Origin of the sequence: Pseudomonas sp. W15Feb34 (assembly GCF_023127765.1) — a bacterium.
GTDB lineage: Bacteria > Pseudomonadota > Gammaproteobacteria > Pseudomonadales > Pseudomonadaceae > Aquipseudomonas > Aquipseudomonas synxantha_A.
Genome location: NZ_SPKN01000025.1, coordinates 83,795 through 108,189, shown reverse-complemented (window position 1 = coordinate 108,189; position 24,395 = coordinate 83,795). Strand labels below are relative to the sequence as shown.

At 60.9% G+C, this 24,395-nt stretch carries 22 protein-coding genes; 9 read left to right on the top strand and 13 right to left on the bottom strand.

From position 1 onward, the window contains the following. Positions 1-51: 51 nt before the first annotated feature. The gene (gene lgt, locus E4O97_RS11305) at positions 52-864 is read right to left on the bottom strand and encodes a prolipoprotein diacylglyceryl transferase (protein WP_005792329.1); all 813 of its coding nucleotides are present in this window, start codon (positions 862-864) and stop codon (positions 52-54) included. Between the two features lie 216 nt (positions 865-1,080). Here lgt and E4O97_RS11300 point away from each other — a divergent pair, with 216 nt between their 5' ends. Then, positions 1,081-1,827, top strand: a complete 747-nt coding sequence (locus E4O97_RS11300) for an NRDE family protein (protein WP_248161370.1) — start codon at positions 1,081-1,083, stop codon at positions 1,825-1,827. A gap of 98 nt (positions 1,828-1,925) precedes the next feature. Here E4O97_RS11300 and ptsP read toward each other — a convergent pair whose 3' ends face one another. Continuing rightward, the gene (ptsP, locus tag E4O97_RS11295; protein ID WP_005792331.1) at positions 1,926-4,205 is read right to left on the bottom strand and encodes a phosphoenolpyruvate--protein phosphotransferase; all 2,280 of its coding nucleotides are present in this window, start codon (positions 4,203-4,205) and stop codon (positions 1,926-1,928) included. A 22-nt stretch (positions 4,206-4,227) separates the two neighbouring features. Then, the gene (locus E4O97_RS11290) at positions 4,228-4,707 is read right to left on the bottom strand and encodes an RNA pyrophosphohydrolase (RefSeq protein ID WP_003176750.1); all 480 of its coding nucleotides are present in this window, start codon (positions 4,705-4,707) and stop codon (positions 4,228-4,230) included. A 143-nt stretch (positions 4,708-4,850) separates the two neighbouring features. Here E4O97_RS11290 and E4O97_RS11285 point away from each other — a divergent pair, with 143 nt between their 5' ends. After that, entirely contained in the window at positions 4,851-5,507 is a 657-nt protein-coding gene (locus E4O97_RS11285; protein WP_032878883.1) for an HAD family hydrolase, read from the top strand. Positions 5,508-5,601: 94 nt separating this feature from the next. Here the strand turns inward: E4O97_RS11285 and E4O97_RS11280 are convergent, their stop codons facing one another. Both E4O97_RS11280 and ilvA read right to left on the bottom strand, forming a co-directional pair. Further along, positions 5,602-6,015, bottom strand: a complete 414-nt coding sequence (locus E4O97_RS11280) for a DUF2269 family protein (RefSeq protein ID WP_078822576.1) — start codon at positions 6,013-6,015, stop codon at positions 5,602-5,604. A gap of 40 nt (positions 6,016-6,055) precedes the next feature. Next, positions 6,056-7,570: a threonine ammonia-lyase, biosynthetic gene (gene ilvA / locus E4O97_RS11275; protein ID WP_032878878.1), complete on the bottom strand. Its 1,515-nt coding sequence runs from the start codon at positions 7,568-7,570 to the stop codon at positions 6,056-6,058. A gap of 138 nt (positions 7,571-7,708) precedes the next feature. Here ilvA and rpiA point away from each other — a divergent pair, with 138 nt between their 5' ends. Then, positions 7,709-8,380 (top strand): ribose-5-phosphate isomerase RpiA, encoded by a 672-nt coding sequence (rpiA, locus tag E4O97_RS11270; RefSeq protein WP_032878877.1) that lies wholly within the window; start codon positions 7,709-7,711, stop codon positions 8,378-8,380. Between the two features lie 317 nt (positions 8,381-8,697). Then, the gene (locus E4O97_RS11265) at positions 8,698-10,644 is read left to right on the top strand and encodes an autotransporter domain-containing protein (RefSeq protein ID WP_216090445.1); all 1,947 of its coding nucleotides are present in this window, start codon (positions 8,698-8,700) and stop codon (positions 10,642-10,644) included. Here the strand turns inward: E4O97_RS11265 and E4O97_RS11260 are convergent, their stop codons facing one another. The 4 genes from E4O97_RS11260 to E4O97_RS11245 form a co-directional block, all read right to left on the bottom strand. After that, complete coding sequence (locus E4O97_RS11260; protein WP_032878873.1) at positions 10,645-11,553, bottom strand: SdiA-regulated domain-containing protein; 909 nt, start codon at positions 11,551-11,553, stop codon at positions 10,645-10,647. A gap of 121 nt (positions 11,554-11,674) precedes the next feature. Next, a complete protein-coding gene (locus E4O97_RS11255; protein WP_248161368.1) occupies positions 11,675-12,598 on the bottom strand; it encodes an SdiA-regulated domain-containing protein in 924 nt (307 codons plus the stop codon). 250 nt (positions 12,599-12,848) lie between these two features. Then, positions 12,849-13,514 carry a fumarylacetoacetate hydrolase family protein gene (locus tag E4O97_RS11250; protein WP_032878871.1) on the bottom strand — a complete coding sequence of 222 codons (666 nt, stop codon included), beginning with the start codon at positions 13,512-13,514 and terminating at the stop codon, positions 12,849-12,851. 22 nt (positions 13,515-13,536) lie between these two features. Continuing rightward, complete coding sequence (locus E4O97_RS11245; protein ID WP_005792341.1) at positions 13,537-14,931, bottom strand: FAD-binding oxidoreductase; 1,395 nt, start codon at positions 14,929-14,931, stop codon at positions 13,537-13,539. A 205-nt stretch (positions 14,932-15,136) separates the two neighbouring features. Here E4O97_RS11245 and serA point away from each other — a divergent pair, with 205 nt between their 5' ends. Further along, entirely contained in the window at positions 15,137-16,366 is a 1,230-nt protein-coding gene (gene serA / locus E4O97_RS11240; RefSeq protein WP_005792342.1) for a phosphoglycerate dehydrogenase, read from the top strand. 64 nt (positions 16,367-16,430) lie between these two features. Here the strand turns inward: serA and E4O97_RS11235 are convergent, their stop codons facing one another. Continuing rightward, on the bottom strand, positions 16,431-16,871 hold the full coding sequence (locus tag E4O97_RS11235; RefSeq protein ID WP_248136120.1) for a DUF4399 domain-containing protein: 441 nt from the start codon (positions 16,869-16,871) through the stop codon (positions 16,431-16,433). Positions 16,872-17,005: 134 nt separating this feature from the next. On the opposite strand from E4O97_RS11235, the gene E4O97_RS11230 reads away from it, so the two are divergent. Beyond that, on the top strand, positions 17,006-17,500 hold the full coding sequence (locus E4O97_RS11230) for a transporter substrate-binding domain-containing protein (protein WP_103734206.1): 495 nt from the start codon (positions 17,006-17,008) through the stop codon (positions 17,498-17,500). 133 nt (positions 17,501-17,633) lie between these two features. Here the strand turns inward: E4O97_RS11230 and E4O97_RS11225 are convergent, their stop codons facing one another. Then, positions 17,634-18,266: a 2OG-Fe(II) oxygenase gene (locus tag E4O97_RS11225; RefSeq protein ID WP_005792345.1), complete on the bottom strand. Its 633-nt coding sequence runs from the start codon at positions 18,264-18,266 to the stop codon at positions 17,634-17,636. A gap of 132 nt (positions 18,267-18,398) precedes the next feature. Here E4O97_RS11225 and E4O97_RS11220 point away from each other — a divergent pair, with 132 nt between their 5' ends. After that, on the top strand, positions 18,399-19,151 hold the full coding sequence (locus E4O97_RS11220) for a DUF2059 domain-containing protein (RefSeq protein WP_032878866.1): 753 nt from the start codon (positions 18,399-18,401) through the stop codon (positions 19,149-19,151). A gap of 101 nt (positions 19,152-19,252) precedes the next feature. Here E4O97_RS11220 and E4O97_RS11215 read toward each other — a convergent pair whose 3' ends face one another. Continuing rightward, a complete protein-coding gene (locus tag E4O97_RS11215) occupies positions 19,253-20,194 on the bottom strand; it encodes an alpha/beta hydrolase (RefSeq protein ID WP_248130670.1) in 942 nt (313 codons plus the stop codon). A gap of 99 nt (positions 20,195-20,293) precedes the next feature. On the opposite strand from E4O97_RS11215, the gene E4O97_RS11210 reads away from it, so the two are divergent. Continuing rightward, the gene (locus E4O97_RS11210) at positions 20,294-20,869 is read left to right on the top strand and encodes a DUF6436 domain-containing protein (RefSeq protein WP_103734205.1); all 576 of its coding nucleotides are present in this window, start codon (positions 20,294-20,296) and stop codon (positions 20,867-20,869) included. A 26-nt stretch (positions 20,870-20,895) separates the two neighbouring features. After that, complete coding sequence (locus E4O97_RS11205; protein ID WP_248130649.1) at positions 20,896-23,250, top strand: penicillin acylase family protein; 2,355 nt, start codon at positions 20,896-20,898, stop codon at positions 23,248-23,250. Between the two features lie 10 nt (positions 23,251-23,260). On the opposite strand, the gene E4O97_RS11200 is transcribed toward E4O97_RS11205, so the two are convergent. After that, a complete protein-coding gene (locus E4O97_RS11200) occupies positions 23,261-24,226 on the bottom strand; it encodes a GlxA family transcriptional regulator (protein ID WP_103734203.1) in 966 nt (321 codons plus the stop codon). Positions 24,227-24,395: the final 169 nt, after the last annotated feature.

Below are 24,395 nucleotides of genomic sequence, written 5' to 3'. Positions count from 1 at the left end.
GTGAGTACCTGTATCGTTGAAGCCGAGGCGGGCAAACCTCGGCGTTCGAATTTAAAGCGCGGCGTTCTTCAGCGGCTGCGGGCGGTTGTAAGCCCACCACAACATGCCCAGGCCCGCCAGGATCATCGGCAGGCTGAGCACCTGACCCATGGTCAGCCAGCCCCACGCCAGGTAGCCCAACTGCGCATCCGGCACCCGAACGAACTCGACGATAAAGCGGAAAATCCCGTAGAACAGCGCGAACATACCCGACACGGCCATGGTAGGGCGTGGCTTGCGCGAGAAGAGGTAAAGAATAAGGAACAGCGCCACACCTTCCAACGCGAACTGATACAGCTGCGACGGGTGGCGCGGCAGTTGCGCCGGGTCGCTGAACGGCGGGAACACCATGGCCCACGGCACGTCGGTCGGCTTGCCCCACAACTCGGCGTTGATAAAGTTGCCAATGCGCCCGGCACCCAGGCCGATCGGCACGAACGGCGCCACAAAATCCATCAACTGGAAGAACGACTTGCCGTTGCGGCGCCCGAACCACCACGCAGCGATCATCACGCCGACAAACCCGCCGTGGAATGCCATGCCGCCCTTCCACACTTCGAAAATCAGCGTCGGGTTGGCGATATACGCAGACAGGTCGTAGAACAGCACATACCCCAGGCGCCCGCCGACGATCACCCCCATCGACATCCAGAACACCATGTCGGAGAGCTTCTCCTTGGTCCAGGTCGGGTCGAAACGGTTCAGGCGCCGGGAAGCCAACAGCCAGGCACCGCCGATGCCGATCAGGTACATCAACCCGTACCAATGGATTTTCAGCGGACCAATGGCCAGGGCCACCGGGTCGATCTGCGGGTAAGGCAGCATTGCGACTCCTCGTTAAAACATTTAGTCATGACGCACCGGACCATGCCGATGTGCGATTAAGCCTGCGTTACAGCGGCGAGATCAAATTAAGAAGTTCACATACACGCCAAATAGCCCGGCATGTTAACGGATGGAAGGTGAACGGCCCAACTTCGTTACGATGGAACGCCTGCACATCTGTGGGTAGAGTGGCAAAAACACAAAAGGGGTCACCCGATGTGCCTGATTGTTTTCGCCTGGCGACCAGGCCATGCCCAACCGCTGATCGTCGCGGCCAACCGCGATGAGTTCTATGCCCGCCCCAGCCTGCCGCTGGCCCAGTGGCTGGATGCGCCGCAGGTCTATGCTGGCCGCGATCAGGAGGCCGGGGGCACTTGGTTGGGTGTAAACGCGGATGGGCGTTTTGCTGCGCTGACCAATATCCGCGACCCGCACCAGCCACCGGCACGCAAGTCGCGGGGCGAGCTGGTGGCGCGCTTTCTAAGTGGATCGCTGCCCATTGATGACTATTTAGCCGACGTTAACGGACGCTCGATTGAATATGCCGGGTTTAACCTGCTGGTTGGCACACGGGATGAGCTGTGGCATTACAACGCCAATGATACCGAGCCGACGTTGCTGGCAGCGGGAGTCTATGGGCTGTCCAATGCCGGGCTGGATACGCCGTGGCCGAAGTTGCTCAAAGCCAAGGCTGCGCTCAGCGCGTTATTGGAAGACCCACAGCCGGAAGCCTTGCTGGGAATTTTGAGCGATCCGCAGACTGCCCCGTTCGCTGAACTGCCGGACACCGGCGTAGGCCTGGCGACCGAAAACCTGCTATCGAGCGTGTTTATCGCCAGCCCCAGTTATGGGACACGGGCCAGCACGGCGCTGATTGTGAATGCCGATGGGACGCGCAGGATGCTGGAGCGTAGCTTTGGCCCGCACGGCGGGCGGCTGGGCGAGGTCGAACTGGAAATCTGACGGCGCTTGGACTGACGTCATCGCAGGCAAGCCAGCTCCCACATTTGGAATGCAGTTCCCTGTGGGAGCTGGCTTGCCTGCGATGAAGGCGCCTCGGTCTAGAGGGTTTTCGCCGAGGCCGGGTTGATCATCCGGGTCAGCCCGAGGTTCTTCAGCGCCAACTGCAACGAGCTGTGGATAACTTGCGGGTTGTCGATGGTCATCAACTGCGCGAGCAAATCCTTGGCCATGCCCAGGTCAACCTGGCGCAACATCCACTTCACCTTCGGCAAGTTGGTGGCGTTCATCGACAGGCTGTCAAAGCCCATCGCCATCAGCAACACCGCAGCGGCCGGGTCGCCAGCCATCTCACCGCAGATACTCACCGGCTTGCCTTCGGCATGGGCGTCGCGCACCACGTGTTGCAACGCTTGCAACACCGCCGGGTGCAGGTAGTCGTAGAGGTCGGCCACCCGTGGGTTGTTACGGTCCACCGCCAGCAGGTACTGGGTCAGGTCGTTGGAGCCCACCGAGAGGAAGTCCACCTGCCGCGCCAACTCCTTGGCCTGGTATACCGCTGCGGGAATTTCGATCATCACGCCAATCGGCGGCATCGGTACGTCGGCGCCTTCGTCGCGTACTTCGCCCCAGGCGCGGTGGATCAGGTGCAGGGCTTCTTCCAGCTCATGGGTGCCGGAGATCATCGGCAGCAGGATACGCAGGTTGTTCAACCCCTCGCTGGCCTTGAGCATGGCGCGGGTCTGGACGAGGAAGATTTCAGGATGGTCGAGGGTAACGCGAATGCCACGCCAGCCAAGGAAGGGGTTGTCTTCCTTGATGGGGAAATACGACAGTGACTTGTCGCCGCCAATGTCCAGGCTGCGCATCGTCACCGGTAGCGGGTGGAAGGCCTGCAGTTGCTCGCGATAAATCGCCAGCTGCTCCTTCTCGCTCGGAAAACGCTGGTTGATCATGAACGGCACTTCGGTGCGGTACAGCCCCACCCCTTCGGCGCCGCGTTGTTGCGCGCGGGCCACATCCGCCAGCAGGCCGGTGTTGACCAGCAGCGGCACGCGGTGGCCGTCGAGGGTGACGCACGGCAGCTCGCGCAACGAATCGAGGCCCTGGGCCAGTTGCTTCTCTTCTTCCACCACTTCGGCGTATTGCTTGCGCAGCACGTCGCTGGGGTTGGTAAATACCTCGCCGCGATGCCCATCGACGATCATGTCGATGCCGTCGACCTTGGAGTACGGCAGGTCCACCAGGCCCATCACCGTCGGGATACCCATGGCCCGGGCCAGGATCGCGACGTGGGAGTTACCCGAGCCCAATACCGAGACCAGGCCCACCAGCTTGCCCTCAGGCACTTCGCCGAGCTGAGTGGCCGTCAGCTCTTCGCTGACCAGGATGGTGTTATCGGGGAAGACCATGTTGGTGCTGCGGTCTTCCTGCAGGTACGCCAGCAGGCGGCGACCCAGGTCGCGCACATCCGAAGCCCGCTCACGCAGGTAGGCGTCGTCCATCATTTCGAAACGGTTGACGTGATCGGTGACCACCTGGCGCAACGCGCCCTGGGCCCACTGGCCGGTCTTGATCACGGTTTTGACTTCGTTACCCAGGGACGCGTCATCGAGCATCATCTGGTACACGTCGAACAGCGCACGCTCTTCGGGGCGCAGCTGGGTTGCCAGCTTGTTCGACAGGTTGCGCATGTCGGCGCGCACGCCTTCCAGGGCGGTCTTGAACAGTTTGATTTCGGCTTCGATGTCGTGGACGGTCTTGTCCGGCACCACATCGAGGTCGGCCGGCGGCAGCATGACCACCGCCGTACCCACCGCAGCACCCGGCGAACCGGGCACGCCGACGAACTTGGCTTCCTGGATGCCCTTGCCCTGGCGCCCCAGGCCGCGGATCGAGCCGGTGGCTTCGGCGTGGGCGATAACCCCGGCCAACTGCGCGCTCATGGTCACCAGGAAGGCTTCTTCACCTTCATCGAACTGGCGACGTTCTTTTTGCTGGATGACCAACACGCCGACAACACGGCGGTGGTGGATGATCGGCGCCCCCAGGAACGAGGCGTAGCGCTCTTCACCGGTTTCGGCGAAGTAGCGATAACGCGGGTGGTCGGCCGCATGTTCGAGGTTCAGGGGTTCTTCACGCGTCCCCACCAGGCCCACCAGACCTTCATTGGGCGCCATGCTGACCTTGCCGATGGAGCGCTTGTTCAAGCCCTCCGTGGCCATCAGCACAAAACGGTTGGTCTCGGGGTCCAGCAGGTAAACCGAGCAGACCTGGCTGCCCATGGCTTCCTTGACGCGCAACACAATAATCCCCAACGCCGCCTTGAGATCCTTGGCGGAGTTAACTTCCTGGACGATCTTGCGCAGCGTATTGAGCATGGCTCGGGGTCGAACTCCGTCGTCAGTCGCGCGCTAAAAGGCGCGGGGCAAGCTCTTTGAGAGCGCGGCGGTAAACCTCGCGCTTGAATGTCACCACCTGGCCCAACGGGTACCAATAGCTGACCCAGCGCCAGCCATCGAACTCCGGTTTACCGGTCAAATCCATCCGCACCCGCTGCTCGTTGGAGATCAGGCGCAAAAGAAACCATTTCTGCTTCTGGCCGATGCACAGCGGTTGGCTGTGGGTACGCACCAGGCGTTGCGGCAAACGATAGCGCAACCAGCCACGGGTACAGGCCAGAATCTGCACATCTTCACGCTCAAGGCCGACTTCTTCGTTCAACTCACGGTACAAGGCGTCTTCAGGGGTTTCGTCGGGGTTTATCCCACCTTGAGGAAACTGCCAGGCATCTTGGTTGATTCGGCGAGCCCATAGCACCTGTCCGGCATCATTCGTAAGAATAATCCCGACATTAGGACGGAAACCATCGGGGTCGATCACGGCAACAACCTCGCAAACGCATGTCGCCGCATTGTTCCACAAAGATTGTTCCAGCGGCAACGAGGCTTCTTACCTTATGTGCACTCTTGTGAAAAGACCGTATTCTGGACGCCTTTTTACAGACTTTTCAGCGAGTAACTGCAATGCGCCTGGCTTTATTCGACTTGGACAACACCCTTCTCGGCGGTGACAGCGATCACGCCTGGGGCGATTACCTGTGTGAGCGTGGGATTCTCGACCCGGTGGCCTACAAGGCCCGCAACGACGAGTTCTACCAGGACTATCTGGCCGGCAAGCTGGATAACGCCGCTTACCTGAACTTCTGCCTGGAAATCCTCGGCCGCACCGAGATGGCCCAACTGGACGAGTGGCACAACGACTATATGCGCGACTGCATCGAGCCGATCGTGCTGCCCAAGGCGGTGGAACTGCTGGCCCAGCACCACGCCGCCGGCGACAAGCTGGTGATCATCACCGCCACCAACCGCTTCGTCACTGCGCCAATTGCCGCACGGCTAGGCGTTGACACCCTGATCGCCACCGAATGCGAGATGGAAAACGGCCGCTACACCGGGCGCAGCACTGATGTGCCGTGCTTTCGAGAAGGCAAAGTGACGCGCTTGAATCGCTGGCTGGAAGAGACTGGGTACAGCCTGGAAGACAGCTACTTCTATAGCGACTCGATGAATGATTTGCCGTTGCTGGAGCAGGTGACGCATCCGGTGGCGGTGGATCCGGATCCGAATTTGCGCGCTGAAGCGCAGAAGCGGGGCTGGCCGGTGATCACTCTGCGCAGCTGATGACGCTATCGCAGGCAAGCCAGCTCCCACATTTGGAATGCATTCCCCTGTGGGAGCTGGCTTGCCTGCGATGAAGGCGACGCGATCTAACGCTTTAAACCGGCTTGGCGCCCATCAGCCCTGCAATCGCCACAAACCCCACCAGGCTGACCACCGCCAGCACCAGGGTAAAATTCAGGCTGCCGCCCTCACCCTTGCGCAGGCGATTAAGGCGCGCCACCAGCCAGAACCACGCCAGCGCCGCCACGGTGTAGAGGATGCTGGAGCCTAAAATCCAGGTTTGCCCCAGGGGCCAGCCGATCAGGTGCACCAGCCACCAACCGGTGAACGGCATACTGACCAGGCAAATGCCCATCAGCAGCCACACGAACGCCCATGGGCGTTGCACGATGACCGCCGGGCCGGCACTGCGTTTACGCCAGGCCAGTACGGCCAGGCCGAGGCCGCTGAGCAGCAGCAACACGGTGGCGGTGATGTGGATAACCTTGAGGGTGGTCAGTGTTTCCATGGTCTCGATTCCTTAAAGGCCGCTCAGTCAGCGTAGTCGCTCAACCGAGGAACAACTGGTAGGCCGGGTTTTCGCTTTCATCCCAGTACGGGTAGCCGATTTCAGCCAGGGCTGCCGGCACCAGGTGGCGCTCGTCCGCCGGCACTTGCAGCCCGGCGACCACACGCCCGTCCGCTGCACCGTGGTTGCGATAGTGGAACATCGAAATGTTCCAGCGCCCGCCCAGCTTGTGCAAGAAGTTGAACAAGGCGCCCGGACGCTCCGGAAATTCGAAGCGAAACACCACCTCATCGCTGACTTTGGCCGCATGGCCGCCCACCATATGGCGAATGTGCAACTTGGCCAGTTCGTTTTCGGTCAGGTCCAGCACGGGGAAACCCTGGCTGGTCAGGCTGGCGATCAGTGCGCTGCGCGGATCGTTTTCCGGGTGGGTCTGCACGCCGACGAAGATGTGCGCTTCGCTGCCGGAGTGGTAGCGGTAATTGAATTCGGTGATCTGGCGCTTGCCCACGGCCTCGCAGAACGCCTTGAAACTGCCCGGCTGCTCGGGGATGGTTACCGCGATGATGGCTTCGCGGCCTTCACCCAGCTCGGCACGCTCGGCCACATGGCGCAGGCGATCGAAGTTGACGTTGGCGCCAGAGTCGATGGCGACAAAGGTCTGGCCGCTGACGCCGCGAGTCTCGACGTACTTCTTGATCCCGGCCACGCCCAACGCGCCTGCCGGCTCGGTGATGGAGCGCGTGTCGTCGTAGATATCCTTGATCGCCGCGCAGATTTCATCGGTGCTGACGGTGATCACTTCATCCACATGATCCTTGCAGATGTCGAAGGTGTGTTGACCGATCTGCGCCACCGCCACGCCATCGGCAAAGATTCCCACGGTCGGCAGCACCACGCGCTCGCCTGCCGCCATGGCGGCTTGCAGGCAGTTGGAGTCGTCCGGCTCGACGCCGATGATCTTGATTTCCGGACGCAGGTATTTCACATACGCCGCAATACCGGCGATCAGCCCGCCGCCGCCCACCGGTACGAAAATCGCGTCCAGCGGCCCCGGGTGCTGGCGCAGGATTTCCATCGCCACGGTGCCCTGCCCGGCAATGGTGTGTGGATCATCGTAGGGGTGAATGTAGACGTAGCCTTTTTCATCGACCAGCTTGAGCGAGTAGGCCAGGGCTTCCGGGAAGGAATCACCGTGTAGCACCACTTTGCCGCCCCGCGAGCGCACGCCTTCGACCTTGATCTCCGGGGTGGTCTTGGGCATCACGATGGTGGCCTTGACCCCCAGCACCTTGGCCGCCAGGGCCAGGCCCTGGGCATGGTTGCCCGCCGATGCCGTGACCACGCCACGGGCGCGTTCCTCGCTGCTCAATTGGGTCAGCTTGTTGTAGGCGCCGCGAATCTTGAACGAGAACACCGGCTGCAAGTCTTCGCGCTTGAGCCAGACCTTGTTGCCCAACCGCTCGGAGAGCTGGCGGGCAGTCTGCAAGGGAGTTTCCACGGCGATGTCATACACGCGCGAGGTGAGGATCTTTTTGACGTAGTCTTCAAGCATCGGCAGGCATCTACTTCACGAGTTGGGCAGGGCCAAGGAGTCTAACCCAGCGTTTGGGCGGGCGACCACACGAATCCGGAGGTTTTGTTGGGTTATACTCGCGCCCCTCGATAACTCCCCGCCCGTTCCGGAGCCCGCATGACCCAGGATCAACTCAAACAGGCAGTGGCCCAGGCCGCCGTCGATTTAATCCTTCCCAAACTCGACGACAAGAGCATCGTCGGTGTCGGCACCGGCTCCACTGCCAACTGCTTTATCGACGCGCTGGCCCAGCACAAGGGCGCGTTCGACGGCGCCGTGGCGAGTTCCGAAGCCACCGCCGCCCGCCTTAAAGGCCATGGCATTCCAGTGTACGAGCTCAACACCGTGAGCGACCTGGAGTTCTACGTGGACGGCGCCGATGAAAGCGACGAACACCTGAACCTGATCAAGGGCGGCGGCGCAGCCCTGACCCGCGAGAAAATCGTCGCGGCCGTGGCCAAGACCTTCATCTGCATCGCCGACGCGAGCAAGCTGGTGCCTGTGCTCGGTGCGTTCCCGCTGCCGGTGGAAGTTATCCCCATGGCCCGCAGCCACGTAGCCCGCGAACTGGTGAAACTGGGCGGCGACCCGGTGTACCGCGAAGGTGTATTGACCGACAACGGCAACATCATCATTGATGTGTTCAATATGCAGATCACCAATCCGGTGGAGCTGGAGACGCAGATCAATGCCATCGTCGGTGTGGTCACCAACGGCCTGTTCGCCGCACGCCCGGCGGATGTGCTGCTGCTGGGCACCCCGGAAGGCGTGAAAACCCTCAAGGCTTAACGACACCACAACTCCAATGTGGGAGGGGCGGTGCGACGATTCGACTTGCTCCCGATAGCAGTGTGTCAGTCAGAATATCTGGTACTGATACACCCAATCGGGAGCAAGCCCCCTCCCACATTTGCAGCACTCCTATCCAAAACCGTGCGCTCTGTCACGGCATCCCCTGCCCCGCCTGGTATCCAATCGGATACAAATTACAGCCACGCGACCCACGCGTTTAACAATGCGCCAATTTGCAGCCGCCCACGGAATGAGGCGCGCATTGTGCAAAGGGTCTGGGCTTTGAACATTCCCATCACCTCAAGGAAGACCTTGTGATAAAGCCCCTAGCCCTCGCCATCAGCGTTGCCGCTGCCCTGCTGTCCGCGCAAGCCCAAGCTTACGAGTACGGCCAGCACGCCAACACCACCCTGGAAAAACTGATCAATGACTACCCCGGTCGTTATCGCGGCACGGCCAATTTTGCCGGCGCTGCTGATTGGATGCAGAGCCAGATGGGCGCGGCCTATTCCATCAGCCGCCAGGACTTCACCTGGAGCAGCGGCAGCCGTGCTGCGCAAAACGTGGTGGCCTACGCCGCCGGCACCAAGCCGCAGTACGTGGTGATTGGCGCGCATTTCGACACCTACTTCGGCCGCCCGACCCTGCAAGGCCTGGATGACAATGGCTCCGGTGCCAGCGTGCTGACCGAGGTGGCGAAGAACCTCGGCGGCCTGTCATTGGAAAATGGCCTGCAAATCGTCGGATTCGGCGCGGAAGAAGAAGGTTTGCGCGGCTCCCGGGCCTTTGTTGACTCGCTGAGCGCCAGCCAGCGCGCCAATATGCTTGCGATGATCAATCTCGACAGCCTGATCACCGGCGACATGATGTATGCCCACGCCGGCCAGAACAGCACCGACAACCCGGCCCTGGCGTCATTGCGCGAGCACACGTTTCAGATCGCCAAGGAGTTGAATATCCCGCTATTCACCAACCCCGGCCTGGACCCGCAATACCCCAAAGGCACAGGCTGCTGCAGTGATGGTGAACCTTTCGAGCCGCTGAATATCCCGATCCTTTATGTAGAAGCCACCAACTGGGAACTGGGCGATCTGGACGGTTATACCCAGACCGACAACCCGAAAATCCCAGGCGGCTCGACCTGGCACGACCCGAGCGAAGACAACAAAGGCGTACTCACCGACGCCTTCGGCCAGGCGCGCATCGACCAGCGCCTGCGTGACTATTCACGCTTGCTCAGCCGCCTGGTGCTGGAACTGACCAACGCCGACCTGATGGCCTCGACGGCGTCCGGCGGTGCCGTCGCACGCAACATGCAGGACAACCTGCAACGTCAGCATCAAGCCATGGTGCGCCTGCACGATCGCCGCTGGCTGACCCTGCAGGCGGCCAGCCGCGAGGTGGGCAGCTTTGATGGCGAGATCGGCGTGGACGGCGAATACAGCCCGGACAGCGGTTTCGACACGGCCCCCAACCCCGAAGCCCGACGCCTGGGCCTGCACGCCCTTGGCGATTATCAACTGACCCCAAGCCTGAATATCGGTGCCAGCCTGAGCTACCTCAACGGGCGCGACAAACTGGAGCATCGCGGCAAACTGGACAGCGACACCTGGCAGGCAGCCGTCTATGCGCTGCTCAATGATGGCGGGCCAAGCTGGCTGGCCGGTGACCTGAGCATCGGCCACACGCGTTTTGATTCCAAACGCAACCTGATCATCCAGGCCAATGGCGGGCCGATTCTGCTCAATCAGCAACTGACGGGCGAGACTGATGCCCTGGCGTTGGGCGCGCGGGTGCTGGGCGGCTACGACTTTGACTTCGGTGCGCTCAAGAGCGGGCCTTTCGCCGGCCTGGACTACAGCCACTACCGCATCGACACGTTCCACGAAAAACAGAACCTGCGCACCGCCCTGCAGTATGAAGAGCAGTCTTTCGACTCCCTGCAAGCCAGCCTCGGCTGGCGCGTGCGTGGCGCTGTCGCCCTGCCCTACAGCCTGAGCCTGATGCCGTATGCAGACATCGCTTGGGTCAAGGAAATGGCCGATGGCCGCTTGGATGACCTGCAACTGACAGCCCGCGCCGATGGCCAGGCGCGCACCGCTCGGCTCGGCTCAGCAGACAAGAGCTTTGGTCGCGCACAAATCGGCAGCCAATTGGCGATCACCCCGCAGTTGGGGGTGTATGCCGAGGTCAATGGCCGCCTGGGTCATGCCGAAGGCAGCCAGACCGGCTATACGCTGGGCGTGCAATGGATGTTCTGATCAGGTTTTTTTGAACACGTAAAACAGGTTCGGCTCGCTGACCATATACAGCGTGCCCTCGTCATCCATGGCAATCCCTTCGGCCTGAGGCACGCGCTTGCTCAGGCCATGGCGCCCTTTAAGCAACGACAAACTGCTTAAGGGGCGACCGTCGATGTCCAGCTCCAAAACCAGGAACGATTCATCCGACAGCGCCAGCAGATGGCCGCTGCGCTCGTCGTATTGCAGGCTCGACAGGTCGCGCACAAACAGTCCGGCATCGCGCTTGGGGTTGTTGATCACGTGCACCGAGTAGGTTTTTTCCGCCTTGAAATGCGGGAAGCCATGCACTTCATAGATCAGCATCGGGTCGCGCTCCTTGGCGACGAACAGACGCTTGCCCACCGAATCATAGGCCAGGCCCTCGAACCCCTTGTTGCTGCCGATATGTACGCCGAGGGTCATCTGCTCCGCGTCGGCGGCGTCGAGGAAGGTTGTGTCGTCGTCCACATGCACCTTGATCAGCCGCTGCTGGCGCTCATCGCTGATGACGTAAATGTTGTCACTGATAAACTCCACAGCCTCTGCATCGCCAAACCCCACCAGTGGAATGCGCCGCAGGATCTTGCCCTCCAGGGACAGCTCCACCAGCTCAGCGTTTTTATTGGTGACGGTAAACAGGCTTTTGCGCACCGGATCGTAGGTGAGGGCCGAGACATCATCGTCGAGCCCTTCGATCACCTGGCCTTCCAGGGTCACGCGGTAATCTGCCAGGCCAATGGCGCGCTCATCGGCAGGCTGGCGCCACACCTGCCAGTTGAACCAGGCACGCTCGAACAGACGAAACTGCTGCGCAACGACCCCGGCGGCAACCAGGGCAAGCAACAGCAAGATGAAAACAGCAGGTTTGGGGCGGGCAAGTCGACGCATCGGGGCGGGCTCAGTGAAAAAACTGGCGAATAGATATCAAGGTCGCCTGAATTTAAACTTAAACGCGCCGAACTGTCTGGCGAATGCCGTTTATAAAGAAAAGTCTGACGTAATTCGTCAGTTATTTCTGCTTTTCAAAACGATAGAACAAGTTGGGTTCACTGACCATGTACAGGTTGCCGCTCTCATCCAGGGTCACCCCTTCGGCGCGCGGGATGGTGTCTTTCAGGCCGTTGAAGCCACCGAGCAAGGTCATGAAGCTGACTTGCTCGCCTGTTTCGTCCAGTTCCAGCAACAGGTGGGAATCGGCCGACAGCACCAGCAAGTGCCCAGTGCGCGGGTCAATGGACAAGGCCGAAAGGTTGCGCACATCCAGTTCGGTGCTGACCAGCTTTTGCTTGTCGCCGGTCAGCGTGTTGCCATCGCTCTTCCACGTGAACAAAGCCGGCGGCCGCTCTTCGCCCAGTACAAGCTGCTGATTACGCTTGTCCCACGCGATCGCTTCAAAGGCTTTGTTCTGGTCTTTGGAGGGGCCCAGGTCATGGCTTGGGAAATCAGCTTTGTTCAGCGCCGTGGTGCCGGCGTCCACCTTTACCACGGTCACGGTGTGATCGCGTTCATCTACCACGGCCATCGAGCCGTTTTCCATCACCGTCACGCCCTCAGGATTGTTCCAGCCATTGAGCGGCATCTTGCGCAATACGTCGCCTTGCAGGCTCAGCTCCACGAGAAACGGGTTTTTGCCCATGACGGAAAACAGAGTTTTGGTCTGGGGGTTGTAGGACAGGTCGGAAGCCTCATCCTTCTCCATACCGGGCAGCAGCTTGGCGTCGATGACCGCCTGATAGTCCGGGAGCCAAACACTCTCGTGGCGTTCGGCCGGGCTCTCGAAGCGCTCCAGCACCCACAGCACACCGCGATCATCCCAGTGCATGGCCCAGGCCACGCCATACAGAATGGCACCGGCCAAAAATACCCAGGAATACCAGCGCATGGACAAGCGCGAGCGAAGCGAGGTTTTCGAAGTGGGTAGAGGCACGGCCATTGAGCGCTTTTCCGGAAAGTCAGCTGTATGGGATAGCACAGGATTCAACGGCCTGCGCGCAAGAGGCTGGGATTATCCGGATGGCGTGTGAAAAAAATGCAAAAGCCCATACTTGGGATATACACAAAACCAATGTGGGAGGGGCGGTGCGACGATTCGACTTGCTCCCGATTGCGGTCTGTCCGCCAGCTTATTTGTAGCTGACCCACCGCTATCGGGAGCAAGCCCCCTCCCACAGTTTGGCCGTTACTTAGCGCACGACGCTTTCGAAACGGTTCACACCCGCCAGCTCCAACACCAGCTCATCCCCCACATTCAACGGGCCTACGCCTGCCGGAGTGCCGGTGAGAATCACATCACCCGCCTGCAGGGAGAAGCAGCCCGCCATGTGCTGGATCATCGGTACGATCGGGTTGAGCATCTGCGCGCTGTTGCCATCCTGGCGCACTTCGCCGTTGATGGTCAGGCGTATGCCGATGTCGGTCACGTCCGCAAAGGTACTGCTGACGACGAAGGGGGCAAGCACCGCCGCGCCGTCGAAGCACTTGGCGATTTCCCACGGCAGGCCCTTGGATTTCAGCTCGGCCTGTTTGTCGCGCAGGGTCAGGTCCAGCGCCGGGGCGAAGCCGGAGATGGCGTCGAGGACTTCTTCGCGGTTTGGCTTGTTCGACAACGGCTTGCCGATCAACACCGCGATTTCCACCTCGTAATGCACCGAACCGCGTTCGGTGGGAATCGCAAAACCACCTTCCAACGGCACCACGCAGCTACCGGGCTTGATGAACAGCAAAGGCTCGGTGGGCACCGGGTTATCCAGCTCCTTGGCGTGTTCGACGTAGTTACGCCCGATGCACACCAGTTTGCCCACAGGGAAGTGGATGTTGGTGCCGTCGACATACTTGTGCTGGTAGCTCATGGAACGACTCCTTCAGGTGCGGTTAAACCGCGAAGATTTTGCCAGGGTTCATGATCCCGTTCGGGTCGAACACGGCCTTCACAGCCTTCATGTACTCGATTTCAACCGGCGAGCGGCTGTAGGTCAGGTAATCACGCTTGGTCATGCCCACGCCGTGTTCGGCGGAAATCGAGCCGTTGTACTTGGCGACGGTTTCGAACACCCACTTGTTCACGGTGGCGCACTTGGCGAAGAACTCATCCTTGCTCAGGTTTTCGGGCTTGAGGATGTTCAAGTGCAGGTTACCGTCACCGATATGACCGAACCAGACGATTTCGAAATCCGGGTAGTGTTCGCCGACGATCGCATCAATTTCGCTCAAGAATGCCGGCACTTTGGAGACGGTGACCGAAATATCGTTCTTGTACGGTGTCCAGTGGGAGATGGTCTCGGAGATGTACTCGCGCAGCTTCCACAGGTTGTGCAACTGGGTTTCACTCTGGCTCATCACGCCGTCCAGTACCCAGCCCTGCTCGACGCAATGCTCGAACGTTTCCAGCGCATGGTTGGCGACTTCTTCAGTGGTGGCTTCGAATTCCAGCAGCGCGTAGAACGGGCACTCGGTTTCGAATGGTGCCGGCACATCGCCACGGCCGAGGACTTTGGCCAGGGCCTTGTCGGAGAAAAATTCGAAGGCGGTCAGGTCCAGCTTGCTCTGGAACGCGTGCAGCACCGGCATGATCGAGTCGAAGTCAGTGGTGCCGAGTACCATGGCGGTGAGGTTTTTCGGGGCACGGTCCAGGCGCATGGTGGCTTCGACCACAAACCCCAGGGTGCCCTCAGCGCCGATAAACAGCTGGCGCATGTCGTAGCCGGTGGCGTTTTTGATCAGGTCGCGGTTCAGTTCCAGCACATCGCCCTTACCGGTAACGACTTTCATGCCGGCCACCCAATTGCGGGTCATGCCGTAGCGAATCACCTTGATCCCGCCGGCATTGGTGCCGATATTACCGCCAATCTGGCTGGAACCGGACGAGGCAAAATCCACCGGATAGTACAGGCCGTTTTCTTCAGCGACGTTCTGCAATTGCTTGGTGACCACGCCCGGCTGGCACACGGCGGTGCGATCGGTGAGGTTCACGTCGAGGATCTGGTTCATATAGTCGAACGACACCACCACTTCGCCATTGGCCGCGACTGCCGCTGCCGACAGGCCGGTGCGCCCACCGGACGGCACCAGTGCTACCTTGTGCTCGTTGGCCCAACGGACGATGGCCTGCACCTGCTCAGTGGTCTTGGGAAACACGATAGCGCTGGGCGCGGGGGCGAAGTGCTTGGTCCAATCCTTGCCGTAAGCCTCCAGGGAGTCGGCATCGGTCAGCACTTTGCCGGGCTCAACCAGGGTCTTCAGCTCATCAATCAGGGCAGGATGGGTCATCGACAGAACTCTCGAACAATTCATGGTCATCCTGAGAACGCTTCACGTCGCAGGAATAGGTGTTTAGCGGGGTGCGTATGCTAGCATACCGCCCCCGCAGGACAGACCCAAAGGGCGTTTCTGCGGTGACGGCTTTCCTGCCGTCCGGGTCAGCTTGCGCTGCTCGACTCCCTGCCAATTTTCTCCGGGATACAGGTTTACGCAGATGAGCAAGACTTCTCTCGATAAGAGCAAGATCAAGTTCCTTCTTCTGGAAGGCGTCCACCCATCGGCTGTCGACGTTCTGAAAGCCGCCGGGTACACCAGCATTGAGTACATCACCAGTTCTCTGCCGGAAGCCCAGCTCAAGGAAAAGATCGCCGACGCGCACTTTATCGGCATTCGCTCCCGCACTCAGCTGACCGAAGAGATCTTCGACCACGCCAAGAAACTCGTGGCGGTCGGTTGTTTCTGCATCGGCACCAACCAGGTTGACCTCAACGCAGCGCGCGAACGCGGTATCGCGGTGTTCAACGCCCCGTACTCCAACACCCGTTCCGTAGCGGAGCTGGTATTGGCCGAGGCCATCCTGCTGCTGCGCGGTATCCCAGAGAAGAACGCCTCCTGCCACCGTGGCGGCTGGATCAAAAGCGCGGCCAACTCCTTCGAGATCCGCGGCAAGAAGCTGGGTATCGTCGGTTACGGCTCGATCGGCACTCAACTGTCGGTGCTGGCCGAAGGCCTGGGTATGCAGGTGTTCTTCTATGACACCCTGACCAAGCTGCCATTGGGCAACGCGACTCAAGTCGCCAGCCTGACCGAACTGCTGGGCATGTCCGATATCGTCACGCTGCACGTTCCGGAAACCGCCGAGACTCAGTGGATGATCGGCGAGAAGGAAATCCGCGCGATCAAGAAAGGCGGGATCCTGATCAACGCCGCTCGCGGCACTGTGGTCAAGCTCGATGCCCTGGCCGACGCGATCAAGGACAAGCACCTGATCGGCGCCGCCATCGACGTGTTCCCGGTGGAGCCACGCTCCAACGACGACATCTTCGAAAGCCCGCTGCGTGGCCTGGATAACGTGATCCTGACCCCGCACATCGGCGGCTCCACTGCTGAAGCCCAAGCCAATATCGGCCTGGAAGTCTCGGAAAAACTGGTCAAGTACAGCGACAACGGTACCTCGGTATCGTCGGTCAACTTCCCGGAAGTGGCCCTGCCGGCTCACCCGGGCAAGCACCGCCTGCTGCACATCCACCAGAACATCCCGGGCGTGATGATGGAGATCAACAAGGTCTTCGCGGAAAACGGCATCAACATCTCCGGTCAGTTCCTGCAGACCAACGAGAAGGTCGGCTACGTGGTGATCGACGTCGACGCCGAGTACTCGGACCTGGCGCAAGAGAAGCTGCAGCACATCAACGGCACTATCCGTAGCCGCGTGTTGTTCTAAGGTTTCAACCGCACCACGAAAAAGGGAGCCCCTCGGGGCTCCCTTTTTTGCATCTGAACAAATCTTACTTGACGTTAACCGTGATGACTTTCGAGGCTACCGTAGGCTCGAACTGGCGATGCACGTTGTCGCCAGCCACCAGTTGCAAGGTGTGCTTGCCTGGCGTGAGGGTCAGCTCGGTCTCGGTTTGCGCCTTGCCGAAGTGAATCGAGGTAGCGGTGGCCGGGATCGCTTCGTTTGCGTTGAGCGCCCCCACTTCCTGATCTACCAGCAGGTGATGATGGCCGGCGCCCGGTACCTGTTTGTCGATCGGCTCCAGGTCCAGGCCCTTGATGCCAAATTTGACGGTGAAGGTTTTGTCGACAGTAGCGCCGTCTTTGGGCGAGACAATGAACACTTCAGCACCAGCAGGAGCCGGTGTGCGCGGCTGGTCGGCAGCGCTGGCCAACATCGAAGCACCCAGCAGCAGGGACGCCAGGGTTGCACGGGACAAAAGGGCTTTCATTCGCTTCTCCAGTTTTTCAGTGAAATCTGTAGGGTTATGACAACTTCGCGATAAATTGCGGTCCAAGGCACCCGACACCATAGCAAAACGATGCTGAACAGCGCCTCGTCCATTCGAATTCTCTAGGAGTGACCATGCGCTTTTCGCCTGGCCTGTTACTGTTGCTTGCCCTTCTGAGCCCATTGGCCCATGCCGAGCTGATCGATGACGTCAATGATCGCGGCGAACTGCGTATAGCCCTGGAAGCCAACACCCCGCCGTTCAATTTCAAGGAAGGCGACAAGCTCACCGGCTTTGAAGTGGAACTGGGTGAGCAACTGGCGAAAGAAATGGACGTACGCTCCTCGTTTATCACCACCGATGATGCCGACCTGATGAACGGCGTGGCGACCGGCAAGTACGATGTGGCAATCAACCATATCGCTATGACTGCCGAGCTGAAGGATCGTTTCGATGTCAGCGCCGCTTATAACGATAAACCTGAACTGGTGATCCCGTTTCAGAAGGGCAACCCCGCGTTCAAGAGCAGCCTGGACAAGGCGCTGGAGCGGATGAAAGCGGATGGCCGCTTGAAGGCGCTGGCGCAGAAGTGGTTTGAGAGCCGAACACCGATAGTCAAGACACAGTAGGTCAAATGTGGGAGGGGGCTTGCTCCCGATTACTGAGTGCCAGTCACGGCATCTATTGACTGACCCACCGCTATCGGGAGCAAGCCCCCTCCCACATTTTGTCCAAGGCAAGACTTTAGAATCCTTTGCCTGCCTAAAACGGCTCGTTGCCCCGCCGGCGAAACCAGCCGGTCAGGGACAGGCGTTCGCGCGTGGCCGGCAGTACCTCGTGGGGCACCTCGCCCGACAAAAACACCACCAGACAGCCGCCGGTAGGCACCACGTCATATTCGACGCCGCCCTTGAGGTACATGCGCAACTGGCCGCCATGCTCGGGCAGCCAGGCGTCGTTCAAGTAGATCACCGCCGAGACCATGCGCCGGTCGTCGTCACGAAAGCGGTCCACATGCTTGAGGTAAAACGCACCGGGTGGGTACATCGCGAAGTGGCTTTCGAAATCTTCCAGCCCAAGGAACAGGCTGCGGTTCATTGCCAGGCGCAGGCTGTCCATGACGGCCATATAGGTGTCGCAAACCGCCGCGTCGCCCTCTTCCAGCCACTGAATATGATCACCGCGAATACCCTCGCGAATCTCCTGGGCCGGCCCGCGCCCGACTGCCGCCGGTGCCAGCTCACCTTCGGCCGCACGTTTATGGCACTCAGCCGCCAGTTCCAGGGTCAGAGCCTGGGGCAGGAAGCCATTCTGCTGCGACCAGCCTTTTTCGGCCAAGTCGTCAACGATACGTTGCAGCAGCGGGTCATCGAGGGATATTTGCATGGCGCGCATAGTATCCATACGCCTGAGAATCCGACAGCGCCGTCGAGCGCCCGAATGCACTTTAAATCAGCTGTCTGATAGGACTTCTCGACAAATCCTACGCCCGACACGGACAATAGTGGCCGACTGACAGGAGTCCATATGCGTCGTTTGTTTTTTACCGTGTTGATGTTCTGCGTTTTGCCCGCCTGGGCAGACGGCCATGACCAGTTGTACAAGGTTGCCGGCTGGGCCGAACAACGTGCGCATTTCAATGACGCCCTCAGTGCCGCCCAGCAACGCTACCGCAATAGCCTGCCGCCGGTGGTGTACCAGGCGCTGGTGGACAACAGCAATAAGCGCTTTGGCGCCCAAGCCATGGATCAGCGTGCCGAGGCGCAACTGCGCAAGCACCTGGCCAACCCGAAACCGGCCCTGGCGTTCTTCCAATCGCCCCTGGGCCGCAAGATCGTCGCCGCAGAATTGCTGGCCACGCGCCGCGACCAGTTGGCGAAAAACGCTCAGGGCCTGCCGAAAATCCAGGCCGACGCCACCCGCAGCCTGATCATCGGCCATCTGGCCCAAGCCCTGCCCGCGCGCGAGGCCGGTGCAGAAGTCAGCCTGGCGATTGCCGGTGTAGCGGCCGACAGCTTGAGCCAGATGATCCCCGGTTTGCTTGGCGGCGGTCAGGCCCAGGGTATGTTGAATGGGCAGCGCGAACGGTTGATGCAACAAATCGACAAGGACCTGAACAACACGCTGTTGTACGTCTACCGGGATTTGTCCGACCCGGAGCTGGAAGAGTTCGCTACGTTTGCCGAATCGCCGGAAGGTAAGGCGTATTACCAGGCGGCCCTGGCAGCCATTCGCGCAGGGCTGGCTGTCGGCCAAAGCACCTCAAGCCTGACGCAGTAATTGTGGGAGGGGGCTTACTCCCGATAGCAGAGTGTCAGTCACCAGATATATGACTGACACACCGCAATCGGGGGCAAGCCCCCTCCCACATTTAAAATGCGTTAGTTCAGGTGATCGGTGAGGTACTTGAAGTACTCATTACGAATCTCTGGAATCTCATTGGCCAGGTGATGCCTGCCCCGCGGCAGCATCAACACCTCGGGCCGGTCGAACTTACCGCGTAGCACCTGCAAATTGTGTTGCCAATCCACCGTCATATCTTCCTCACCCTGCACGATCACCGGCCGCCGTGGGCTGCGGGGTGCGGCTTCGATGCGTTTGATCCAGCGCGCCAGCGCCCCTACCCAAGCGGTGGGCAATTGGCGCGGCTGCAGTGGGTCGGCTTCAAGGAACGGTTTGAACGCAGGGTCGTTGGAGTTATCGCTGAAGCGTCGGGCGATGCCTTTGACGAACGGGCGCAGCAGGTAATAGCTGACCTTCGACCATCCCCAGGCACGCGGCCGCACCAGCGGTGAGAGCAGGAAGGTCTTGCCCTGGGCCGGGCTGTCGGCGCCGTGGTTGAGCAAGTGATCCACCACAATGGCGCCGCCGGTGCTTTGCCCGAACAGGTGCCAGGGTTGCGGCAATTGCAGCGCCTTGGCCTCAGCGAACAACGCCTGCACCACGCTCTGGTACACCGCAAACTCATCGATGCTGGCGCGCGGGCCGCTGGACAAGCCGTGGCCCGGCAAGTCGCAGGCGATCACCACAAAGCCCTGGTCCAGCGCCCAATCCACCACATGGCGGTACAACCCCATGTGGTCGTAGAAACCGTGGAACATGAACATCGTTGCCACCGGCGCAGGCGGCCACCATACCTGGGCCACCACTTCAAACCCGTCCACTTCCAGGCGCCCCAACCGGCTCACCGCCGGCACCTTGCGAGCGGCCAGGTCAAGCCCATAGAAACGTTGATAGACCCTTGCCTCGGCGCTAAGCGGTTGCGCGTCCACCAGGGGCCGCAAGCTTTCGCGCAGATGATCAGGGTCAAAGGTGACGGGCATAAAGGCTTCCAGACTGGCGGTGAAGATGAATATCGAGCTGCGATATTCATCTGTCAGGACAAGCATGGCAAGCTACGCGACCTGCGAGGATACCTTTGAATGCGACCGCCTTACCGCAACGCCCTGTTCGCCAGCCTGATCCTGGTTATCTGCGCCGGCGTGCTGTGGGCCGCGTATGACTGGTTCCAGGGCCGCTACCTGCGCGCCTTCAGCGAGCACACGGCGGTATTCTCCGGCGATGCGCTGCAACTGCCCGCCGCCCTCAGCGGCCCTGGCCCGATTCGCCTGGTGCACTTCTGGGACCCGGCCTGCCCGTGCAATGTCGGCAACCAGCAACACCTGGGTGAGCTGATCGAGCAGTACGAGCCCCAAGGGGTCGAGTTTTACGCCCTGCAAAAAGCCGGTAGCCACGGCACCCTGCCCGACAACCTGCGCCACATGAAAATCCTCGACGCCCTGCCCGGCGCCGATCGCATACCCGCCAGCCCGGCCGTGGGCATCTGGGACCGCACAGGCAAACTGGCCTATTTCGGCCCCTACAGCGAAGGGCTGACGTGCAATGCCAGCAACAGTTTTATCGAACCCATTCTCAAGGCCCTTGGAACCGGACGCGAAGTGAATGCCACTCACACCCTCGCGGTAGGCTGCTATTGTTCGTGGCCTAAGGATCAGTAGCCCGTCCACTCTGGTAAGGAATGTTCATGAAGCGCGTCTTGCAGATTTTCGCGGTGCTGATTGCGCTGGTCGCCCTCGGCGCCGGTTGGTATGTCTACAGCAAGCAGCCCACGCGTCAGGGCACAGTGCCGCTGGCCCACCTGCAAAGCTCGGTCACGGTGCGCTACGACGACCGTGGCGTACCGCATATCCGTGCCGAGAACGAGGCTGACCTGTACCGCGCCCTGGGCTATGTGCATGCCCAGGACCGGCTGTTCCAGATGGAGGTCATGCGGCGCCTGGCCCGTGGCGAACTGGCCGAAGTGCTGGGGCCCAAACTGCTTGAGACCGACAAGCTGTTTCGCAGCCTGCGCATTCGTGAGCGCGCCTTGAGCTACGCAGAGCACATGGACCCCGACTCAGCGTCGTCCAAAGCCCTGCAAGCCTATCTGGACGGGATCAACCAATATCAGGACAGCCACGCCAGCCCCATGGAGTTCGACGTGCTGGGCATCCCCAAGCGCCGCTTTACCGTCGAGGACAGCATCAGCGTCGCCGGGTACATGGCTTACAGCTTTGCCGCCGCCTTTCGTACCGAGCCGGTGCTGACTTACGTACGCGACCATCTGGGCAGCGACTACCTGAAAGTGTTCGATCTCGACTGGCAACCCAAGGGTGCGCTCAACCTGGCGGCCAGTGACTGGCAAACCCTCGGCGCCATCGCCGCCCTGAGTGAGCAGGCCCTGGCCGACAACGGCCTGCCGCAGTTCGAGGGCAGCAACGCCTGGGCCGTCAGCGGCAGCCATACCAAAAGCGGCAAGCCGTTGCTGGCGGGTGACCCGCATATCCGCTTCTCGGTGCCATCGGTGTGGTACGAGGCGCAGCTGTCGGCGCCAGGCTTTGAGCTGTACGGCTATCACAACGCGCTGGTGCCGGTGGCGTTCCTGGGGCACAACCTGGACTTCGGCTGGAGCCTGACCATGTTCCAGAACGACGACCTTGATCTGGTCGCCGAGAAGGTCAACCCGGACAACCCCAACCAGGTCTGGTATCACGGCCAATGGGTCGACATGACCAGCAGCGAGCAACAGATCCAGGTCAAGGGCCAGGCGCCGGTGACCCTCACGCTGCGCCGTTCGCCCCACGGCCCGATCATCAATGACGTGCTCGGCGAGAACGCGGGCAGCACGCCAATTGCCATGTGGTGGGCGTTCCTGGACACCGAAAACCCGATCCTCGACGGCTTCTACCAACTCAACCGCGCCGATACCCTGGCCAAGGCACGTGTCGCGGCCGCCAAGGTGTCGGCACCGGGCCTGAACATCATATGGGCCAATGCCAAGGGCGATATCGGCTGGTGGGCGGCAGCGCAGTTGCCGATCCGCCCGGCCGGCGTCAACCCGGCGTTCATCCTCGATGGCAGCACCGCTCAGGCCGACAAGCTGGGCTTCTACCCGTTCAGCGCCAACCCCCAGGAAGAGAACCCGGCACGTGGCTATGTGGTCTCCGCCAACGCCCAACCGGCATCGCCCACCGGCATGGAGATCCCGGGCTACTACAACCTCGCGGACCGTGGCCAGCAGTTGAACGCGCAGTTGAGCGACAACAGCGTGAAGTGGGATGTAAGCAACAGCCAGGCTTTGCAACTGGGCACCACCACCGCCTACGGCCCACGCCTGCTCGCACCGCTGCTGCCGGTGCTGCGCGAAGGGATCAAGGACCCGGCTCAACTCAAGCTGGTGGAACAGCTCGCAAGCTGGAAAGGCGACTACCCGCTGGACTCCACCAGCGCCACGCTGTTCAACCAGTTCCTGTTCAACCTTGCCGACGCGACCTTCCACCCGAAGCTGGGCGATGCACTGTTCAAGACCCTGATCACCACCCGTGTGATCGACGCGGCGTTGCCACGCCTGGCAGCCTCGCCGGACTCACCCTGGTGGGAGGGCAAGCGCGCGGATATCGTCAAGCTCGCCTGGGACAACAGCCTGGCCCACCTCAAGACGACCTTCGGCGACGACCCGGCGCAGTGGCAGTGGGGCAAGGCGCACACCTTGACCCATGGTCATCCGCTGGGCTTGCAGAAACCGCTGGATAAGCTCTTCAACGTCGGCCCGTTCGCCGCACCGGGCAGCCACGAAGTGCCGAACAACCAGACCGCCGCGATCGGCCCGGCGCCATGGCCGGTGACCTATGGGCCTTCGACACGGCGCCTGATCGACTTCGCCGACCCTGCCCACGCACTGACCATCAACCCAGTGGGGCAAAGCGGCGTACCGTTTGATGCTCACTATGGTGATCAGGCGCAAAGCTATATCGAAGGCGGGTATGAGCAGGCGCATTTCAGTGATGAGGAAGTGACGGCCAATACCCGAGGCACCTTGAAACTGTTGCCTGCCAGATAGCTGTTTATCGCTACACCGGCGCCGCAAAGTTAAGCCTGAACTGTTGCGGCGTGACGCCCAGACGGCGATTGAACACGCTGCGCATGTGCTGGGCGTCGCGAAATCCGCATTGATAGGCCACCGTCTTGAGCGGCGCCGGGCTGCTTTCGAGCATCACCCGCGCCGCATCCACCCGCGCGCGCTCGACAAATTCCGCCGGCGTGATCCGCGCTTCACGGGCGAACACCCGGGAGAAATTGCGCGCACTCATATTGGCCGCCCTGGCCAAATCGGCAATGGTCAAATCCCCGGTCAGGTTGGCCAGCACGTACAACTGCACCAGCGCCACCGCCGAAGTGGCCTCGGCATGGGGAGTGAGAAACGGGCTGAACTGCGATTGCCCGCCCGAGCGTTGGGTGAACACCACCAGGCGCTTGGCCACGCTCAGCGCCACTTCCGGGCCGTGATCCTGGGCCAGCAGGTACAGCGAAAGATCGATACCCGCCGTGACCCCGGCCGAGGTGTAGAGGTTGCCGTCCTGCACATAGAGACGGTCGGCCTCGACCTGGGCAGAAGGGCACAGGCGCGCCAGGCTGGCGGCGTCATTCCAGTGGGTAGTGACAGTTTTACCGTCCAGCAGACCGGCGCGGGCCAGCATGAAGGCGCCGTTGCAGATCGAGCCGAAGCGCTGTGCCCTGGCAGCGGCACCGCGCAGCCACTCATCAAACTGAGGGCCGAAATCTTCGAAAGGCAGTTGCGGGCCGCCCGCTACCAGCAACAGGTCGTAGGGCTGCCGGGCTTCGCTGTAGTGCTTGTGCGCCTGCAATGACAGGCCATTGGAGGCAGCCAGAGTGCCGTGGCCGAAACCGATCACCTCCAGGCGGTAGTGATCGTCAGGCGCCAGGAAGCGGTTGGCCTCGCAGAACACATCCATGGGCCCGGTCACGTCCAGTGACTGGACGCCGGGGAAGATCAGGATCGCGACGGTTTTGTGCATGGGAGACCTTTATCTCTGGGCTGACGCAACACCCTGTGGGAGCTGGCTTGCCTGCGATGCAGACACCTGGGCTCATCAGGTATACCGAGGTGATGCTATCGCAGGCAAGCCAACTCCCACATTAGATCGCGCGCAGCCTTGGCGCGATGTGGCAGCACATTGGCCGAAA

Excerpts from the sequence above, each read along its gene's own strand:
- lgt (WP_005792329.1), bottom strand. The coding sequence starts at position 864 with ATGCTGCCTTACCCGCAGATCGACCCGGTGGCCCTGGCCATTGGTCCG.
- E4O97_RS11300 (WP_248161370.1), top strand. The coding sequence starts at position 1,081 with ATGTGCCTGATTGTTTTCGCCTGGCGACCAGGCCATGCCCAACCGCTG.
- ptsP (WP_005792331.1), bottom strand. The coding sequence starts at position 4,205 with ATGCTCAATACGCTGCGCAAGATCGTCCAGGAAGTTAACTCCGCCAAG.
- E4O97_RS11285 (WP_032878883.1), top strand. The coding sequence starts at position 4,851 with ATGCGCCTGGCTTTATTCGACTTGGACAACACCCTTCTCGGCGGTGAC.
- E4O97_RS11280 (WP_078822576.1), bottom strand. The coding sequence starts at position 6,015 with ATGGAAACACTGACCACCCTCAAGGTTATCCACATCACCGCCACCGTG.
- ilvA (WP_032878878.1), bottom strand. The coding sequence starts at position 7,570 with ATGCTTGAAGACTACGTCAAAAAGATCCTCACCTCGCGCGTGTATGAC.
- rpiA (WP_032878877.1), top strand. The coding sequence starts at position 7,709 with ATGACCCAGGATCAACTCAAACAGGCAGTGGCCCAGGCCGCCGTCGAT.
- E4O97_RS11260 (WP_032878873.1), bottom strand. The coding sequence starts at position 11,553 with ATGCGTCGACTTGCCCGCCCCAAACCTGCTGTTTTCATCTTGCTGTTG.
- E4O97_RS11255 (WP_248161368.1), bottom strand. The coding sequence starts at position 12,598 with ATGGCCGTGCCTCTACCCACTTCGAAAACCTCGCTTCGCTCGCGCTTG.
- E4O97_RS11250 (WP_032878871.1), bottom strand. The coding sequence starts at position 13,514 with ATGAGCTACCAGCACAAGTATGTCGACGGCACCAACATCCACTTCCCT.
- E4O97_RS11245 (WP_005792341.1), bottom strand. The coding sequence starts at position 14,931 with ATGACCCATCCTGCCCTGATTGATGAGCTGAAGACCCTGGTTGAGCCC.
- serA (WP_005792342.1), top strand. The coding sequence starts at position 15,137 with ATGAGCAAGACTTCTCTCGATAAGAGCAAGATCAAGTTCCTTCTTCTG.
- E4O97_RS11235 (WP_248136120.1), bottom strand. The coding sequence starts at position 16,871 with ATGAAAGCCCTTTTGTCCCGTGCAACCCTGGCGTCCCTGCTGCTGGGT.
- E4O97_RS11230 (WP_103734206.1), top strand. The coding sequence starts at position 17,006 with ATGCGCTTTTCGCCTGGCCTGTTACTGTTGCTTGCCCTTCTGAGCCCA.
- E4O97_RS11225 (WP_005792345.1), bottom strand. The coding sequence starts at position 18,266 with ATGCGCGCCATGCAAATATCCCTCGATGACCCGCTGCTGCAACGTATC.
- E4O97_RS11220 (WP_032878866.1), top strand. The coding sequence starts at position 18,399 with ATGCGTCGTTTGTTTTTTACCGTGTTGATGTTCTGCGTTTTGCCCGCC.
- E4O97_RS11215 (WP_248130670.1), bottom strand. The coding sequence starts at position 20,194 with ATGCCCGTCACCTTTGACCCTGATCATCTGCGCGAAAGCTTGCGGCCC.
- E4O97_RS11210 (WP_103734205.1), top strand. The coding sequence starts at position 20,294 with ATGCGACCGCCTTACCGCAACGCCCTGTTCGCCAGCCTGATCCTGGTT.
- E4O97_RS11205 (WP_248130649.1), top strand. The coding sequence starts at position 20,896 with ATGAAGCGCGTCTTGCAGATTTTCGCGGTGCTGATTGCGCTGGTCGCC.
- E4O97_RS11200 (WP_103734203.1), bottom strand. The coding sequence starts at position 24,226 with ATGCACAAAACCGTCGCGATCCTGATCTTCCCCGGCGTCCAGTCACTG.